13 protein-coding genes are annotated in these 16373 nt (G+C 57.3%); 7 read left to right on the plus strand and 6 right to left on the minus strand.

Going from position 1 to position 16373, the window contains the following annotated elements; translation table 11 throughout:
* Window positions 1–33: 33 nt before the first annotated feature.
* Window positions 34–528, minus strand: a complete 495-nt coding sequence (gene lrp, locus ACOTXT_RS13035; RefSeq protein WP_000228469.1) for a leucine-responsive transcriptional regulator Lrp — start codon at window positions 526–528, stop codon at window positions 34–36.
* Between the two features lie 544 nt (window positions 529–1072).
* On the opposite strand from lrp, the gene trxB reads away from it, so the two are divergent.
* The 5 genes from trxB to infA all read left to right on the plus strand — a co-directional run bounded on the left by trxB (window position 1073) and on the right by infA (window position 6896).
* On the plus strand, window positions 1073–2041 hold the full coding sequence (gene trxB / locus ACOTXT_RS13040) for a thioredoxin-disulfide reductase (RefSeq protein WP_021240886.1): 969 nt from the start codon (window positions 1073–1075) through the stop codon (window positions 2039–2041).
* 114 nt (window positions 2042–2155) lie between these two features.
* On the plus strand, window positions 2156–3922 hold the full coding sequence (cydD, locus tag ACOTXT_RS13045; RefSeq protein ID WP_063929846.1) for a heme ABC transporter permease/ATP-binding protein CydD: 1767 nt from the start codon (window positions 2156–2158) through the stop codon (window positions 3920–3922).
* Window positions 3922–5643 (plus strand): heme ABC transporter ATP-binding protein/permease CydC, encoded by a 1722-nt coding sequence (gene cydC, locus ACOTXT_RS13050; RefSeq protein WP_055321764.1) that lies wholly within the window; start codon window positions 3922–3924, stop codon window positions 5641–5643. Before cydD ends, cydC begins: the two co-directional genes overlap by 1 nt.
* A gap of 45 nt (window positions 5644–5688) precedes the next feature.
* Window positions 5689–6393: a leucyl/phenylalanyl-tRNA--protein transferase gene (aat, locus tag ACOTXT_RS13055; RefSeq protein ID WP_008499991.1), complete on the plus strand. Its 705-nt coding sequence runs from the start codon at window positions 5689–5691 to the stop codon at window positions 6391–6393.
* A 284-nt stretch (window positions 6394–6677) separates the two neighbouring features.
* On the plus strand, window positions 6678–6896 hold the full coding sequence (gene infA / locus ACOTXT_RS13060; protein ID WP_002211347.1) for a translation initiation factor IF-1: 219 nt from the start codon (window positions 6678–6680) through the stop codon (window positions 6894–6896).
* A 207-nt stretch (window positions 6897–7103) separates the two neighbouring features.
* Here the strand turns inward: infA and clpA are convergent, their stop codons facing one another.
* Both clpA and clpS read right to left on the minus strand, forming a co-directional pair.
* Window positions 7104–9383: an ATP-dependent Clp protease ATP-binding subunit ClpA gene (gene clpA / locus ACOTXT_RS13065; RefSeq protein ID WP_014831269.1), complete on the minus strand. Its 2280-nt coding sequence runs from the start codon at window positions 9381–9383 to the stop codon at window positions 7104–7106.
* A 27-nt stretch (window positions 9384–9410) separates the two neighbouring features.
* Window positions 9411–9731 (minus strand): ATP-dependent Clp protease adapter ClpS, encoded by a 321-nt coding sequence (clpS, locus tag ACOTXT_RS13070; RefSeq protein WP_006174393.1) that lies wholly within the window; start codon window positions 9729–9731, stop codon window positions 9411–9413.
* A gap of 267 nt (window positions 9732–9998) precedes the next feature.
* Here clpS and cspD point away from each other — a divergent pair, with 267 nt between their 5' ends.
* On the plus strand, window positions 9999–10220 hold the full coding sequence (gene cspD / locus ACOTXT_RS13075; protein WP_008499993.1) for a cold shock-like protein CspD: 222 nt from the start codon (window positions 9999–10001) through the stop codon (window positions 10218–10220).
* Between the two features lie 70 nt (window positions 10221–10290).
* Here cspD and macB read toward each other — a convergent pair whose 3' ends face one another.
* On the minus strand, window positions 10291–12231 hold the full coding sequence (gene macB, locus ACOTXT_RS13080; protein ID WP_333164578.1) for a macrolide ABC transporter ATP-binding protein/permease MacB: 1941 nt from the start codon (window positions 12229–12231) through the stop codon (window positions 10291–10293).
* Window positions 12228–13343: a macrolide transporter subunit MacA gene (macA, locus tag ACOTXT_RS13085; protein WP_023327007.1), complete on the minus strand. Its 1116-nt coding sequence runs from the start codon at window positions 13341–13343 to the stop codon at window positions 12228–12230. Before macA ends, macB begins: the two co-directional genes overlap by 4 nt.
* A gap of 159 nt (window positions 13344–13502) precedes the next feature.
* Between macA and ACOTXT_RS13090 the strand changes: the two genes are divergently transcribed.
* Window positions 13503–14459, plus strand: a complete 957-nt coding sequence (locus ACOTXT_RS13090) for a VirK/YbjX family protein (protein ID WP_021240892.1) — start codon at window positions 13503–13505, stop codon at window positions 14457–14459.
* Here the strand turns inward: ACOTXT_RS13090 and ACOTXT_RS13095 are convergent.
* Window positions 14456–16114 (minus strand): ATP-dependent endonuclease, encoded by a 1659-nt coding sequence (locus tag ACOTXT_RS13095; protein ID WP_008499997.1) that lies wholly within the window; start codon window positions 16112–16114, stop codon window positions 14456–14458. The two genes, ACOTXT_RS13090 and ACOTXT_RS13095, sit on opposite strands and share 4 nt — an antisense overlap.
* Window positions 16115–16373: the final 259 nt, after the last annotated feature.

The following is a 16373-nucleotide window of genomic DNA, read 5'->3' on the forward strand; positions in this document are numbered from 1 at the left end:
ATCAAACTACGCTGATTTTGCACCTGTTCCGTGTTAGCGCGTCTTAATAACCAGACGATTGCTCTGTTTGACCTCTTCCATTACCACATAAGTACGGGTGTCGTTCACGCCCGGCAGACGCAACAGGGTTTCCCCCAGCAGCTTACGGTAGGCGGACATATCAGGCACACGGGTTTTCAACAGGTAGTCGAAATCACCGGACACCAGATGACACTCTTGAATTTCTTCAAGTTTTTGTACAGCGGCGTTAAATTGCTCAAACACATCCGGCGCACCACGATTCAGAGTAATCTCAACAAATACCAGAAGTGAGGCATCCAGATAATGCGGGTTCAGCAGAGCCGTATAGCCCTGAATAAAACCCTGTCTTTCCAGTCGGCGCACACGCTCAAGGCACGGCGTCGGGGAAAGTCCCACACGTTTTGAAAGCTCGACGTTGGAAATACGCCCATCCTTTTGCAATTCATTCAGAATGTTACGATCGATACGGTCGAGATCTTTGCCAGGGCGCTTCTTGCTATCTACCATTATTATTGTCTCTCTGTATTCCTTCCCTACTCCTGCCTGGACCCTGTGCACATCACTGTTCAGAGCCTGTACCCGTTAGTCATCACATCGCCTGGTTTTGTATTAGACGCGATGCGGATTCGGGTTCTGTTGGTAAGAAGACCGTTGCCCGAAGGCTGTCACCGACATCACGTATGGCGTCTGTCCACGCCATGCGTAGATTTCACTGACCCGGTAAAAATGGCATTTACGTGCATGCCTATGCGGCATACGGTTAACGCGGTTTTTTTTCTTCCTTGAATGTTTTCGCAAAAGCGCAGGGGATTGTCAAAGCAAAACATCGTTTTTTAGTACAACATGCCGGATATTCAACACGACAGGGTATTAATCCTCATTTTATTGCCTTATAAACGACCGGTTTTCTTAAGAAAGCGTGATGTTATCGCGCGCGATTCATCGTCCACGGCTATTACACAGATTGATATCAAAATTGCTGCGCTCTTTTTTTACGGCAACAAATTCCCTACAATCCAGCCAAATGTCTGCCAACAACAATGGGGATCTCATGGGCACGGCCAAACACAGTAAGCTGCTAATCCTTGGTTCTGGACCTGCGGGATATACCGCGGCGGTCTACGCTGCACGCGCTAACCTGCACCCGGTACTCATCACCGGCATGGAAAAAGGCGGTCAGCTGACCACCACCACCGAAGTGGAAAACTGGCCAGGGGACCCGAACGACCTGACCGGGCCGCTGCTGATGGAGCGCATGCACGAGCATGCCGCTAAATTCGAAACCGAAATTCTGTTCGATCACATCAACAAGGTCGACCTGCAGAACCGTCCGTTCCGCCTGACGGGTGACAGCGGTGAATACACCTGTGACGCGCTGATCATCGCTACCGGCGCCTCTGCCCGTTATCTCGGTCTGCCATCCGAAGAAGCGTTCAAAGGCCGCGGGGTTTCTGCCTGCGCCACCTGCGACGGTTTCTTCTATCGCAACCAGAAAGTCGCGGTTATCGGCGGCGGTAACACCGCGGTGGAAGAAGCGCTTTATCTGGCCAACATTGCCTCTGAAGTGCACCTGATCCACCGTCGCGAGACCTTCCGCGCGGAGAAGATCCTGATCAAACGCCTGATGGACAAAGTGGCAAGCGGCAACATCGTGCTGCACACCAACCGCACCCTGGAAGAGGTGACGGGCGACCAGATGGGCGTTGCCGGTCTGCGTATCCGTGATACCCAGAACACCGATAACGTCGAAACGCTGGAAGTGGCGGGTCTGTTCGTGGCTATCGGCCACAGCCCGAACACCGCGATCTTCGAAGGCCAGCTGGAGCTGGAAAACGGCTACATCAAAGTGCAGTCCGGCATTCACGGTAATGCGACTCAAACCAGCATCCCGGGCGTATTCGCGGCCGGCGACGTAATGGACCACATTTACCGTCAGGCGATCACCTCTGCGGGCACCGGCTGTATGGCCGCGCTGGACGCTGAACGCTACCTCGATGGACTGGCTGAACAAGGTAAATAATCTTTACAAGTCAGTAACAAACGTAAATAAAGGCGGCGATAAGTCGCCTTTATTGTCTCCCCGTTGTAACATTGCGCTGCCCAACTTCTAATAACGTCACCTGCAAAGTACGCAATGGAAAAAACCCGTCAACAAGAGTTAACACGCTGGCTGAAACAGCAAAGCGTTCTTTCCCGCCGCTGGCTTACGATTTCCCGTATTTTGGGTTTCATCAGCGGTCTGTTGATTGTTGCCCAGGCATGGCTGCTGGCCCGCATTCTTAATCACATGATCATGGAGAACATTCCCCGCGAAGCGCTCCTGCTGCCCTTTATTGTCCTGATCCTGATTTTTATCCTGCGCGCCTGGGTGGTGTGGCTGCGTGAGCGCGTCGGCTTCCACGCGGGGCAGCATATCCGCTATGAGATCCGCCGTCAGGTCCTCGACAGGCTTCAGGAAGCCGGGCCCGCGTGGATCCAGGGTAAACCGGCCGGTAGCTGGGCGACGCTGATCCTTGAGCAGATTGACGATATGCATGACTACTACGCGCGCTATCTGCCGCAGATGGCCCTTGCCGTCTTCGTTCCGCTGCTGATCGTGATCGCCATTTTCCCGGTGAACTGGATGGCAGCGCTGATTCTTATGGGCACCGCCCCGCTGATCCCGCTTTTTATGGCGCTGGTCGGGATGGGGGCAGCGGATGCCAACCGCCGAAACTTCCTGGCATTGGGTCGCTTGAGCGGTCATTTCCTCGATCGCCTTCGCGGCATGGAGACGTTGCGCATTTTTGGCCGCGGTGAAGCGGAAACCGAAAATATTCGCCTGGCGTCGCAGGACTTCCGTCAGCGCACCATGGAAGTGTTACGCCTCGCCTTCCTGTCCTCCGGCGTACTGGAATTCTTCACCTCACTGTCGATTGCCCTCGTGGCGGTCTACTTCGGCTTCTCCTACCTCGGCGCGCTGGATTTCGGCCATTACGGCACGGCGGTGACCCTTTCCGCCGGGTTCCTGGCGCTGATCCTGGCGCCGGAGTTTTTCCAGCCGCTTCGCGATCTGGGGACCTTCTATCACGCCAAAGCCCAGGCGGTTGGCGCCGCCGATAGCCTGAAAACGTTCCTGGAAACGCCGCTGGCCCACCCGGAGCGCGGTGACGTAACGCTGAATGCTAAAGACCCCGTGACCATTGAAGCACAGGACTTTTCCATTCTGTCGCCCGAAGGCAAAGTGCTCGCCGGTCCGCTGAACTTTACCTTACCTGCCGGACAACGCGTGGTGCTTGTCGGCATCAGCGGTTCCGGGAAAAGTTCTCTGCTGAACGCGCTATCCGGTTTTATGGCCTACACGGGTTCACTGCGGATCAACAAAACCGAACTGCGCAACCTCGATCCTGACGCCTGGCGTAAACAGCTCAGTTGGGTAGGCCAAAACCCGCAGCTTCCCGCCGCGACGCTGCGTGAAAACGTGCTTCTGGCGCGCCCGGACGCGCGAGAAGATGAGCTGCAATCGGTTCTCGACCGCGCCTGGGTCAGCGAATTTCTGCCGCTGCTGCCGCAAGGAGTGGATACCGTTGTCGGCGACCAGTCCGCCGGGCTGTCGGTCGGGCAGGCGCAGCGTGTGGCCGTTGCCCGCGCGCTGCTTAACCCATGCCAGCTTATGCTGCTGGACGAGCCCGCAGCCAGCCTTGACGCACACAGCGAGCAGCGCGTAATGGAAGCGCTTAACGCCGCCGCCCTGCAGCAAACCACCCTGATGGTCACCCACCAGCTGGAAGGGATTGCCGACTGGGACCAGATCTGGGTCATGGAAAACGGCCGTATTGTTGAGCAAGGCGACTACGCCTCTCTCGTTGCCGCCCAGGGGCCATTTGCGACCCTGCTGGCGAACCGTCAGGAGGATATCTGATGCGCGCTCTGCTGCCTTATCTTGCGCTTTATAAACGCCACAAATGGATGCTGACGCTGGGGATTGTGCTGGCGATTGTCACGCTGCTCGCCAGCATCGGCCTGCTCACGCTTTCCGGCTGGTTCCTGTCGGCCTCGGCCGTCGCGGGGTTCGCCGGATTATACAGCTTCAACTATATGCTTCCGGCTGCCGGGGTTCGCGGTACCGCCATCACCCGTACTGCCGGACGCTATTTCGAACGGCTGGTCAGCCACGACGCCACTTTCCGCGTGCTGCAGCACCTGCGTATCTATACCTTCAGCAAACTGCTGCCCCTCTCCCCTGCCGGGCTGGCGCGTTTTCGTCAGGGCGAGTTGCTTAACCGCGTGGTGGCGGACGTTGACACGCTGGATCACCTTTACCTGCGCGTGATTTCCCCTATCGTGGGCGCGTTTGTGGTGATTGTGGTGGTCACGCTGGGGCTGTCTGTTCTGGATGTTCCCGTTGCGCTGACGCTGGGCGGGATCATGCTGCTGACGCTTATCGTTCTGCCGCCGCTGTTTTACCGCGCCGGGAAATCCACCGGGGAAAACCTGACGCGTCTGCGCGGGGACTACCGCCAGCAGCTGACCGCCTGGCTTCAGGGGCAGGCAGAGCTGACCATTTTTGGTGCCAGCAAGCGCTACCGCGCGCGGATGGAAAGTACGGAGCTGAACTGGCATGAGGCCCAGCGCCGTCAGTCGGAGCTGACGGCCTTCTCTCAGGCGCTGATGATGCTGATCGGCGGCGTGGCGGTAATAGCCATGCTGTGGCTGGCTTCCGGCGATATTGGGGGAAACACACAGCCGGGTCCGCTTATTGCCCTTTTCGTTTTCTGTGCGCTGGCCGCGTTTGAAGCGCTGGCTCCGGTGACGGGTGCCTTCCAGCATCTGGGACAGGTCATCGCCTCTGCCCTGCGCATCACCCAGATTGCCGAGCAGGAGCCTGAAGTCACGTTCAGTGCCGGGCAGACCGTTGTCCCTGAGCAGGTTGCGCTGACGCTTGAAGATGTCACCTTCAGCTATGACAAACAGGCGCAGAACGCGCTGGACGGTATCACCCTTTCTGTGAATGCCGGCCAGCGGATTGCGATCCTCGGCCGTACCGGCTGCGGTAAATCGACGCTGCTGCAGCTGTTGACCCGCGCCTGGGACCCGCAGCGCGGTCAGATTTGTTTTAATAATACGTTGCTGACCGATTTCAGCGAGCAGGCCCTGCGCAAAACCGTCAGCGTCGTTCCGCAGCGGGTGCATCTGTTTAGCGCCACCCTGCGCGATAACCTGCTGCTGGCTGCGCCAGAGGCCTCTGATGATGCGCTTCGCGCCGTGCTGGAACAGGTCGGTCTGCATAAGCTGCTTGAGGGCGATGGACTGAACAGCTGGCTCGGTGAAGGCGGTCGTCAGCTTTCCGGCGGAGAGCTGCGCCGTCTGGCGATTGCGCGCGCGCTGCTGCACGATGCGCCGCTGATGCTGCTTGACGAACCTACCGAAGGGCTGGATGCCACGACCGAGAGCCAAATCCTTGATTTGCTGGCCAATGTCATGACCGGTAAAACCGTCCTGATGGTTACGCACCGCCTGCGCGGACTGGCGAGTTTTGATCGGATAATTGTGATGGACAACGGACACATTATTGAGCAAGGTAGTCACGCAGAGCTGTTGGCGAAACAGGGTCGCTACTTCCAGTTTAAACAGCGTCTGTAGACTATATTTGTAGCGTCCTCACTCGCGTACTGGAGTTTTGCTGTCATGCGCCTGGTCCAGCTTTCTCGTCATAACATCGCGTTCCCTTCTCCAGAAGGGGCGCTGCGTGAACCCAATGGGCTGCTGGCCCTTGGTGGTGACCTCAGCCCTGCGCGGCTGTTGATGGCGTACCAGCGCGGCATCTTCCCCTGGTTTTCTCCCGGCGACCCGATTTTATGGTGGTCTCCCGATCCGCGTGCCGTGCTGTGGCCAGAGCAGTTTCACCTGAGCCGCAGCATGAAGCGTTTCCATGCAAAATCACCGTACCGCGTCACCCTGAACCACGCCTTTGGTCAGGTCATTGAAGGCTGTGCCGAAGACCGGTTTGAGGGAACATGGATAACCCGCGATATCATTACCGCTTACCACCAGCTTCACGAGCTTGGCTACGCGCACTCCATTGAGGTGTGGGACGGCGGAGCACTGGTCGGCGGCATGTATGGCGTGGCGCAGGGGACGCTGTTTTGTGGTGAGTCGATGTTCTCCCGCGCGGTTAACGCCTCGAAAACGGCGCTGCTGGTCTTCTGCCAGGCGTTTGCCCAGCGCGGCGGACGCCTGATCGATTGTCAGGTGCTCAATGAGCACACGGCTTCCCTCGGCGCCGTTGAGATACCGCGACGCCAGTACATCGAGCATCTGGATGCCAGTCGTCAGGAAAAGCTCCCGCGCGACTTCTGGATACCGAGAACGCTCTTTATGCCCAATGCCTAAATGTTTTCCGCATATTTTTTGTGAGGGTGTTATAATTATGCCGCAGAGTAGCTTCTGCCTGTTGCCCCGCCGCCGTTTGGGACCTTCGCTTCAGATAACGTCCTGACGTTTATCCTGTTGTCTCCCCTTTACGAATGCGCTTCCTGTTCGGTTGTACCGTGACGCTTGGGCAATGCGCCGAAACTGTTTTGCTGCGTTTCAAACGCGCAATTCTTTACTTAATTGATGAATTTCGGCATTATCTTGCCGGTTCAAAACTTGGTAGTGATACCCCAGAGGATTAGATGGCCAAAGAAGACAATATTGAAATGCAGGGTACCGTACTTGATACGTTACCTAATACCATGTTTCGCGTAGAGCTGGAAAACGGTCACGTGGTAACTGCGCACATCTCCGGTAAAATGCGCAAAAACTACATCCGCATTTTGACGGGCGACAAAGTGACTGTTGAACTGACCCCGTACGACCTGAGCAAAGGCCGCATTGTCTTCCGTAGTCGCTAATTGTTTTCGCCTGTAATGGCAGATGAATATTTAAAAGGTCGGGTTAAACCCGGCCTTTTTTATTTGTGGCTTTAATTTGGCTATGCCGGGGGATGTATTTTTTGGCAACCTGGTGGCCTCATCCCAGCCCTCTTCCACAGGGAGAGGGCTAAAGGCAGGCATAAAAAAACCGGGCTATTGCCCGGTTTTTAAGACCTACGTAAGAAATCAGTGAGCCGCTTCCGGCTTGTGCTTCGCTGCACTCTGGAAATCGTACGTCAGTTCGTTCTTCGCCTGGTCCAGCGCCACGGTCACCTGGCCGCCGTCCACCAGCGAGCCAAACAGCAGCTCGTTCGCCAGCGGTTTCTTCAGGTTGTCCTGAATCACGCGCGCCATCGGACGGGCCCCCATCGCACGGTCGTAGCCTTTCTCGGCCAGCCAGTTGCGGGCCTCCTGGCTTACTTCCAGCGACACGCCTTTCTGATCCAGCTGAACCTGCAACTCGACGATGAACTTGTCCACCACCTGATGGATCACCTCGGTAGAGAGGTGATCGAACCAGATAATGTTGTCCAGACGGTTACGGAACTCCGGCGTGAAGATCTTCTTGATCTCCTCCATCGCATCGGTGCTGTTGTCCTGGTGGATCAGGCCGATGGATTTACGCTCGGTTTCACGTACCCCGGCGTTGGTGGTCATCACCAGCACCACGTTGCGGAAGTCCGCCTTGCGCCCGTTGTTGTCGGTCAGCGTCCCGTTGTCCATCACCTGCAGCAGGATGTTGAACACGTCCGGGTGCGCTTTCTCGATTTCATCGAGCAGCAGGACCGCGTGCGGATGCTTGATCACCGCGTCGGTGAGCAGGCCGCCCTGGTCAAAGCCCACGTAGCCCGGAGGCGCACCAATCAAACGACTGACGGTGTGACGCTCCATATACTCGGACATATCAAAGCGCAGCAGCTCAATGCCCAGCGCTTTGGAGAGCTGAACCGTTACCTCGGTTTTCCCCACGCCGGTCGGGCCGGCAAACAGGAAGGAACCGACAGGCTTGTGCTCATGCCCCAGTCCTGCGCGGGCCATCTTGATCGCTTCGGTTAAGGCCTCAATGGCTTTATCCTGACCAAAGACCAGCATTTTCAGGCGGTTGCCGAGGGTGCGCAGCGTGTCGCGGTCGCTCTGAGAAACGCTCTTCTCAGGGATACGCGCGATGCGGGCCACCACGGACTCAATATCCGCCACGTTAACGGTTTTCTTACGCTTGCTGGCCGGCATCAGGCGCGCACGCGCCCCTGCCTCATCAATCACGTCAATCGCCTTATCCGGCAGATGACGGTCGTTGATGTATTTCACCGCCAACTCCACCGCCGCACGCACCGCTTTCGCGGTGTAACGCACGTCGTGGTGCGCTTCGTACTTCGGCTTCAGGCCGTTGATGATCTGCACCGTTTCCTCGACGGACGGTTCGGTCACGTCGATTTTCTGGAAGCGGCGCGCCAGCGCACGGTCTTTCTCAAAGATGTTGCTGAACTCCTGGTAGGTGGTGGAGCCAATCACGCGGATCTTGCCGCTGGAGAGCAGCGGTTTGATCAGGTTAGCCGCATCCACCTGGCCACCGGAGGCCGCACCCGCGCCGATGATGGTGTGGATTTCATCGATAAACAGGATACTGTTGGTGTCCTGCTCCAGCTGTTTTAACAGCGCCTTGAAGCGTTTTTCAAAATCACCACGGTATTTGGTGCCCGCCAGCAGCGAGCCGATGTCCAGCGAGTAGATGGTGCAGTCGGCAATCACTTCCGGTACGTCGCCCTGCACAATGCGCCAGGCAAGGCCTTCGGCAATCGCGGTTTTACCCACGCCAGATTCCCCCACCAGCAGCGGGTTGTTCTTGCGGCGACGGCACAGCACCTGGATCGCGCGCTCCAGCTCTTTATCGCGACCAATCAGCGGGTCGATACCGCCAACGCGAGCAAGCTGATTAAGATTGGTGGTGAAGTTTTCCATACGATCCTCCCCGCCTGCTTGCTCTTCATTGTTATTGACCTGATTGCTGGAATCCGAGGCCTGGTTAGGCTCGTCTTTGCGCGTTCCGTGAGAGATAAAGTTAACCACGTCGAGGCGGCTGACTTCGTGTTTGCGCAGCAGATAGGCAGCCTGTGACTCCTGCTCGCTGAAGATGGCGACTAAGACGTTTGCGCCAGTCACTTCACTACGTCCGGAAGACTGGACGTGGAATACCGCGCGCTGCAACACGCGCTGGAAGCTGAGCGTCGGCTGCGTGTCGCGCTCTTCTTCACTGGCAGGCAGCACCGGTGTGGTTTGTTCGATGAAGGCTTCGAGTTCCTGACGTAGCGCCACCAGATCCACGGAGCAGGCTTCCAGCGCTTCGCGGGCAGATGGGTTGCTAAGCAGTGCGAGCAGTAAATGCTCGACGGTCATAAACTCATGTCGGTGCTCACGCGCTCTGGCGAAAGCCATGTTTAAACTGAGTTCCAGTTCTTGATTGAGCATAGGCACCTCCCCCAATTTTATGCCTTATCAGGCCTTTTCCAGCGTACACAGCAACGGATGCTCGTTCTCCCTCGCATAGTCGTTCACCATCGCCACTTTGGTTTCCGCCACTTCGGCTGTGAAGATGCCGCAGATAGCTTTGCCACGATAATGAACGGTAAGCATCAGTTGCGTTGCACGTTCTACATCATAAGAAAAGAACTTTTGTAGCACGTCAATAACAAATTCCATCGGCGTGTAATCATCGTTCATTAACATAACTTTATACATAGATGGCGGTTTTAGCGCGTCACGCACTTTGTCTTCCGCCAGCTGGTCAAAATCCAGCCAGTCGTTGGTCTTACCCATTTTGCATAACCACTTTGAATCTACCTCAGATGTTAGATAACAATCATCTATTACTGTCATCCGCGATGTCTGTCACAAACTGTTGCAATAGCGTTAACTGCTTCAAACTTTGGTTGATTATTGTCCCATCTCCAGCGCCAAACGCTTGACGACGTCTTTCGTTTCTCTAAATTGTACAAGCGTGAGATGGCGAGGTTTTGAACAGCCCCCACTCCACCACCGGTTCATTCCATCTTAACTTATAAGATTTACGAAGGATGTCGAAGCATGGAAATGGGTACTGTTAAGTGGTTCAACAACGCCAAAGGGTTTGGCTTCATCTGCCCCGAAGGCGGCGGCGAGGATATCTTCGCTCACTATTCCACCATTCAGATGGATGGTTACAGAACGCTCAAAGCCGGGCAGTCCGTCCGGTTCGATGTCCACCAGGGACCAAAAGGCAATCATGCAAGCCTTATCGTCCCCATTGAAGCAGAGACGGTTGCATAGCTCTCTGTTTTATTGTGTACATCCCGCAGTCAAAATGCCAGCCCGATCGGCTGGCATTTTTATTTTCGGGTTATTCCCGAGCCAGCGCATCCACCGGATCCAGCCGCGCCGCGTTGCGGGCGGGCAACCAGCCAAACAAAATGCCGGTAAAGGTTGAACACAAGAATGCGGTAATAATGGCCACCGGCGAGAAGCCAATTTCCCAGCCGGGTAAAAAGAGCTGGAGCGCGAAGGCGATCATCATCGAGAGCGCAATCCCCATCGCACCGCCGACCAGACACACCAGCACGGCTTCAATCAAAAACTGCTGCAGCACGTCGCTGGCTCTGGCCCCGACCGCCATGCGGATGCCAATCTCCCGGGTACGCTCGGTTACCGACACCAGCATGATGTTCATCACCCCGATACCGCCGACGACCAGCGAAATCACCGCCACCAGCGTGAGGAACAGCTGAAGAGTACGTGTGGTCTTTTCTGCCGTTTTCAAGAGGCCGTCCATATTCCAGGTGAAGAAATCTTTCTTCCCGTGGCGCAGGGTGAGCAGCCGCTCAAGCTGCTGTTCGGCCAGCGCGCTGTCGTAGCCCTCCTTCACGCGCACGGTGATGGAGTTGAGCCAGGATTGCCCCATAATCCGCCCGGAGATGGTGGTATAGGGAAGCCAGACGCGCAGGATCTTGCTGCTGCCAAACATCGACTGCTTCTCTTCCGCCACGCCGATGACCGTGGCAGGCATGTTGCCGACCAGGATCACTTCGCCCACCACGTTAGCTTTATTGGGGAAAAGCTGCCTGCGCGAGTTTGCGTCCAGCACCACCACCTGCGCCCTGCCCGCCAGCTGTTCGGCGTTAAAGGTGGCGCCTTCGCTGAAGGTCATACCGTAGACGTTGAAATAATCCCCGCTGACGCCGTTCGCGCTGGCCGCCACGTCAACATTGCCCACGCGCAGGCGCAGGTTTTGCGACACCGCAGGCGTGGCGGAGTTGACCCACGGCTGCTTCTGAATGGCCGCCAGATCGTCGTATTTCAGCGCCTGCTGATACTGAGGCTCGTCGTCACCAAAGTCTTTGCCGGGATAGACGTCGATGGTGTTGGTGCCGATAGCGCGAATATCCGCCAGCACCAGCTGCTTGGCCGCATCGCCCACCACCACAATCGACACCACCGAGGCGATACCGATGATAATGCCGAGCATGGTCAGCAGGGTACGCATTTTATTGGCCGCCATCGCCAGCCAGGCCATGGTCAATGCTTCACGAAAGCCGCTGGAAAATTGCCCCCATCCGGTTGATGCCGGAAGCACTTCTTTCAGCGCCGCAGCCCTGGACTCACGCGGCGGCGGGTTGCTGACCAGCTCGCCGTCGTGGATCTCAATGATTCGCTCCGCCTGCGCCGCCACCTGCGGATCGTGGGTCACGATAATGACCGTATGCCCCTGATCGCGAAGCTGGTGCAGGATCGCCATCACCTCTTCGCCGGAATGGCTGTCGAGCGCGCCGGTTGGCTCATCCGCGAGGATCACCTGCCCGCCGTTCATCAGGGCACGGGCAATACTCACGCGCTGCTGCTGGCCGCCGGACAGCTGCGAGGGCTGATACTCCACCCGCTCCGCCAGCCCCAGGCGCGTCAGCAGCATCTGCGCGCGCTCGAGGCGTTTTTTCCGCTCGACGCCCGCATAGACCGCCGGAACTTCCACGTTCTGCGCGGCATTGAGGTGAGAAAGCAGATGGTAACGCTGGAAGATAAAGCCGAAGTGCTCCCGACGCAGCTTCGCCAGCGCGTCGCCGTCCAGCGTTGAGACGTCCGTCCCGGCCACGCGGTACGTGCCGCTGGTCGGTTTATCCAGGCAGCCGAGAATGTTCATCAGCGTCGATTTACCGGAGCCAGATGCCCCGACAATCGCCACCATCTCGCCCACCTCCACGCGCAGGGAGATACCTTTTAGCACCTCCACCGGGCCATCACCCGACGGATAGCTGCGGCGAATGTCTTTCAGCTCAAGCAATGCCGTCATTTCGCGGCTCCGGGCAGGCTTTCGCTGATGACAACCTCCTCACCCTCTTCCAGCCCTTTCACCACCACCACGTCGGTGTCGTTGCGCGCGCCAATCACCACTTCGCGCTCGCGCGTTTCGCCGTTGCGCAGCACTTTCACTTTATAGCGGCTATCACCGGCGGACTCACCCAGCGCGGAGAGGGGAATGGTCAGCACGTTCTTCACGCCGGTCAGCTGGATATGCACCTGCGCGGTCATGTCGAGACGCAGCACGCCCTGCGGGTTCGGCACTTCAAAACGGGCATAGTAGAAGATGGCGTCGTTAACCTTTTCCGGCGTCGGGAGAATGTCTTTCAGCACGCCTTCGTAGCGCGTCTGCGGATCGCCCAGCACCGTAAACCAGGCATTCTGCCCCGGTCTGAGATGGATAACGTCCGCCTCCGAGACCTGAGCTTTGACCAGCATGGTGCTCATGTCCGCCAGCGTCAGAATGTTGGGCGCCTGCTGCGCGGCAATCACCGTCTGCCCCTGCAGCGTGGTAATTTGCGTCACTTCCCCGGCCATCGGCGCAACGATTTTGGTGTAGTCGAGGTTGGTTTTCGCCGTATCCAGCGAGGCCTGGTTGCGTTTGATTTGCGCGTCAATCGTGCCAATCTGCGCCTGCTTCACCGCCAGTTCCGTGGTGGCCGTATCTAAATCCTGCTTCGAGATCGCCTGGGTTTTGGCCAGCGCCTGCTGACGGGTCAGCGTCACCTGGGCCAGGTTACGCTCTGCCTGCGCCTGCGCGCGCTGCGCGCGCAGCTCCATCAGCGTGGCTTCCACCTCGCGGATCTGGTTCTCGGCCTGTTCAGGATCGATCACGCCGAGCAGCTGGCCTTTTTTTACCTTATCGCCAATCTCAACCGACAGCGTTTTCAGCTGACCGCTGACCTGTGCGCCAACGTCAACCTTGCGCAGGGCATCAAGTTTGCCCGTCGCGAGGACGTTTTGTTGCAGTTCGCCCGGACGAACAATCAGCGTCTGATACTGCGGCACCGGCGCATTCAGCACCTGCCATAGCCAGTACCCACCGGCTAACACCACGACCGCCAGCAGCAGAAACAGCGTTCTGCGTTTTCCCTTGAGGTTCATAAATATTCCAAATAAATGTTCTGGCAATGATAAATGCTGATTCTATCTAAACGACTCCTCAACGAAACCCCTGCTCTCCGAAATCGTCACAATTTGTTTACGAGACGTTGAACGTTCGCCTGCTGAAATGGAGATCTTCATCAAGAAGCAGGATCTAACATGTCTTCCATCGTCGATACACCTTTTTCAAACCTGCCACAGCCTGCATCGGGTTGGCAGCTCTTCAGTCATCTGGCTTCCGGTAAGCTCACGCCAGGGCTGGCGTGGCAAAACCCCGCCTATCGACGTAAATTCATGCTACGTTCGCTGGCGACGCCTGTAAGTACCGCTCGCCTGTTGACGAGCCTTGCAAAACAGCCGAGCCTGATGCAAATGCTGCAGGTGCAGCCAGGACTGCCGTGCCGTCTGCATCGCCCCTGGCTGACGGTGAATATGGATCGCCAGCAGGCCCTTGAGTCCCTTAACTGGCACTATCAAACGATGAGCCGCCATATGCCGGCATCGCTGCTCTCGGGTTATCTGTCGAAAAAGGGCTTCACGCTGCTCACCTTAACCGGTAAAGATGAAGAGCAATTTACCGTCCGCCTGTGCGCCGATGCGTTTCTGGATAAAGAAGGGGAAGCCACCCTCGCCTTCTGCGACCACCAGAATACGGTGCTGGCCGAGATGACCTTCACCCTGTGCCAGTTTGAGGGAAAATCGACGCTGTTTATCGGCGGCCTGCAGGGCGCAAAAGCCCACGTTCCCCATGAGCTGATCCAGGGTGCGACGAAGGCCTGCCATGGTCTGTTCCCGAAACGTCTGCTGGTCGAAGCCGCCATGACCCTCGGCACCGCCTTCCCGGTAGAACAGATAGTCGCCGTCAGTAACGACACCCATATTTATCGCAGCTGGCGCTACCGCAAGAAAAAAGAGGGGAAACTGTTGGCCGATTACGACAGTTTCTGGATCTCCATCGGCGGCGAAAAGCAGGATAGCGGCAACTTCATGCTGCCACTCGTCATGCCACGTAAACCGATGGAAGAGATCGCGAGCAAAAAACGCTCCGAATATCGCCGCCGCTACGCGCTGCTGGACAGCCTGATTCAGCAGGTGAACCAGGCGACTCAACGTTAATCCGCTCTCCCGCGTGCCAGCCACAGCACGCGGGAAAACATCTTCCGCAGCAGGGTCGGCACCGCCTCCACGCCCCGTCTCCCCGCTTCCGTCGCCACTTCAATGGCTAAATCCGGTTTTGAAGAACGATGAATAGCTTTGGCGATCACGCGCCGCATGTTCATCGGGACATCGACCGGCACCATGGCAATTCGGTGGAATACGTCGTCGAACCCCTGACGATACATAAAGTGTTCCATGTCCATCGCGGGCAGCATGGTTAAATGGTCGCGCTCTTCCTCGCGCTCGTTATTCAGCAGGCTACGCACGGTCGAGGCATATTTTTTGCCCGCCTCATCACCGTCGACCAGAACGTGCCACTCGATCCCCATCCGGCGGGCAAATTTTATCAGCGGCTTGAGTCCCGACTGGGCGAATTCAATCACCTTGATGCCTTCCGCATCAAAATGGTGGCCGCACTGGCGCGCCAGTTCGTTGATGACCCAGGTTTCCGTCTCTCCTTCCACCAGCAGCCAGCAGCGGGCAAAGAGCGACGACGCGCGGTTAAAGCGAATATGAAACGCGATGCGCCGCCCGTCTTCCGCGTTCAATCCACCCGGACCTAACCGGTAGGCGGAGACGCGGGAAGATTCACGCACCAGACGACAGACGTGCTCGACCGGCGTCAGCGATAATAATTCGCCGGAATTGGTGGTCGTAACGCGCTGGAGCGGCAGCAGATTCAGCAGATGCCATGCCACGGAGAGCATGATGGGATGAAGGCGCGTTTCCGGGTCTTCCACCAGCAGCAGCGGCCTGGCGTCCCGGTCAAGACGCACGGTGCCTTTGGCCTGCAGAAGCGTTGAAAACAGACCCAGCAAAATCACCCGATGGGTACGACCGCCGGGCCGGTCGATCATCCGGTTAATGATATCGAGGTAGCGCCAGCTGCGCTGTTCGTCATGAGAGCGGCGGCGCATGAGGCGGTGGCGCGACTCCGACGTTCCCTGCTCGGAAAAATAGTGCTCCAGCAGCTGTACCATTGCGGACAACCCCTGACGAATTTGACCGTCGGTCAGATTCTGGGGACGCGACACCAGCTCTCTCGCCAGAAAATCCAGCTCGCGGGCGGTGACTTCCACTTCCGGCATATTCGGTACGGTACCGTTACGGATGCGCCGCATAAAACGCGCGTCGCGCAGGCGCAGCACCGGCGTCAGGCGGATCAGATGGCGGGCAAGATCGTCGATATTGTCCAGCGGGATCGGGCTGGCCTTCTCATCAAGAAAATCACGCAGGGTCAACACGCCCTCGTTTTCCGCCATCTCCCCTTCCAGCCGGTAGAATATGCGGTGGAAACCGTCATCGCACGGTACCCAGCAGGGTGACAGCGGGCGGAAGCGACGCACGCGATGACGTCCGGGCTCGGACTCGCGGAACGTCAGGATAATATGCAGGTGCTTCTCGCGCCCCGTCACGTCGCCGGGGGGGAACCAGAAATCGTCGCGAACGAAGTGATACAGATCGTCTTCGGGCGAAAGCAGTAACGTCAGCGCATCCAGCAGGCTGGACTTACCCCAGGCGTTCTCGCCGATCAGGACGTTGTTCTGTTCCAGCTGCAGCGACAGGCGGTTAATACCGCGAAACCCGACAATTTCCACACGTTCGAGAAGCATAAATCCCCCGCGCAATGTTCACTTTTTCCTTTAAGTTATCAGCAGTATAGCGGGAGGCGCCCTGTCACGACAGCACAACATTCACCCTGACAAGAATTGGTCTATGCTCTATTTACCGCTGATTTGAACAAGGGAAGTTGCGATTAAGTGGTCCGCAGCTCCCGATATGACGCCCCAAACCGTCCTTTATCGACGTCCTGTGGCTCAATTTTCCAATTTTCAGCCCAAAATCGTCTCTTCGTGGCTGATTTTGGCCCTG

The sequence above is a fragment of the Enterobacter cloacae complex sp. IR5422 genome, from assembly GCF_049238165.1.
Lineage (GTDB): Bacteria > Pseudomonadota > Gammaproteobacteria > Enterobacterales > Enterobacteriaceae > Enterobacter > Enterobacter roggenkampii.

Coding starts and splice junctions, on each gene's coding strand:
- aat (WP_008499991.1), top strand. CDS start 5,689: ATGCGCCTGGTCCAGCTTTCTCGTCATAACATCGCGTTCCCTTCTCCA.
- macA (WP_023327007.1), bottom strand. CDS start 13,343: ATGAACCTCAAGGGAAAACGCAGAACGCTGTTTCTGCTGCTGGCGGTC.
- ACOTXT_RS13095 (WP_008499997.1), bottom strand. CDS start 16,114: ATGCTTCTCGAACGTGTGGAAATTGTCGGGTTTCGCGGTATTAACCGC.
- cspD (WP_008499993.1), top strand. CDS start 9,999: ATGGAAATGGGTACTGTTAAGTGGTTCAACAACGCCAAAGGGTTTGGC.
- trxB (WP_021240886.1), top strand. CDS start 1,073: ATGGGCACGGCCAAACACAGTAAGCTGCTAATCCTTGGTTCTGGACCT.
- clpS (WP_006174393.1), bottom strand. CDS start 9,731: ATGGGTAAGACCAACGACTGGCTGGATTTTGACCAGCTGGCGGAAGAC.
- lrp (WP_000228469.1), bottom strand. CDS start 528: ATGGTAGATAGCAAGAAGCGCCCTGGCAAAGATCTCGACCGTATCGAT.
- clpA (WP_014831269.1), bottom strand. CDS start 9,383: ATGCTCAATCAAGAACTGGAACTCAGTTTAAACATGGCTTTCGCCAGA.
- ACOTXT_RS13090 (WP_021240892.1), top strand. CDS start 13,503: ATGTCTTCCATCGTCGATACACCTTTTTCAAACCTGCCACAGCCTGCA.
- cydC (WP_055321764.1), top strand. CDS start 3,922: ATGCGCGCTCTGCTGCCTTATCTTGCGCTTTATAAACGCCACAAATGG.
- infA (WP_002211347.1), top strand. CDS start 6,678: ATGGCCAAAGAAGACAATATTGAAATGCAGGGTACCGTACTTGATACG.
- cydD (WP_063929846.1), top strand. CDS start 2,156: ATGGAAAAAACCCGTCAACAAGAGTTAACACGCTGGCTGAAACAGCAA.
- macB (WP_333164578.1), bottom strand. CDS start 12,231: ATGACGGCATTGCTTGAGCTGAAAGACATTCGCCGCAGCTATCCGTCG.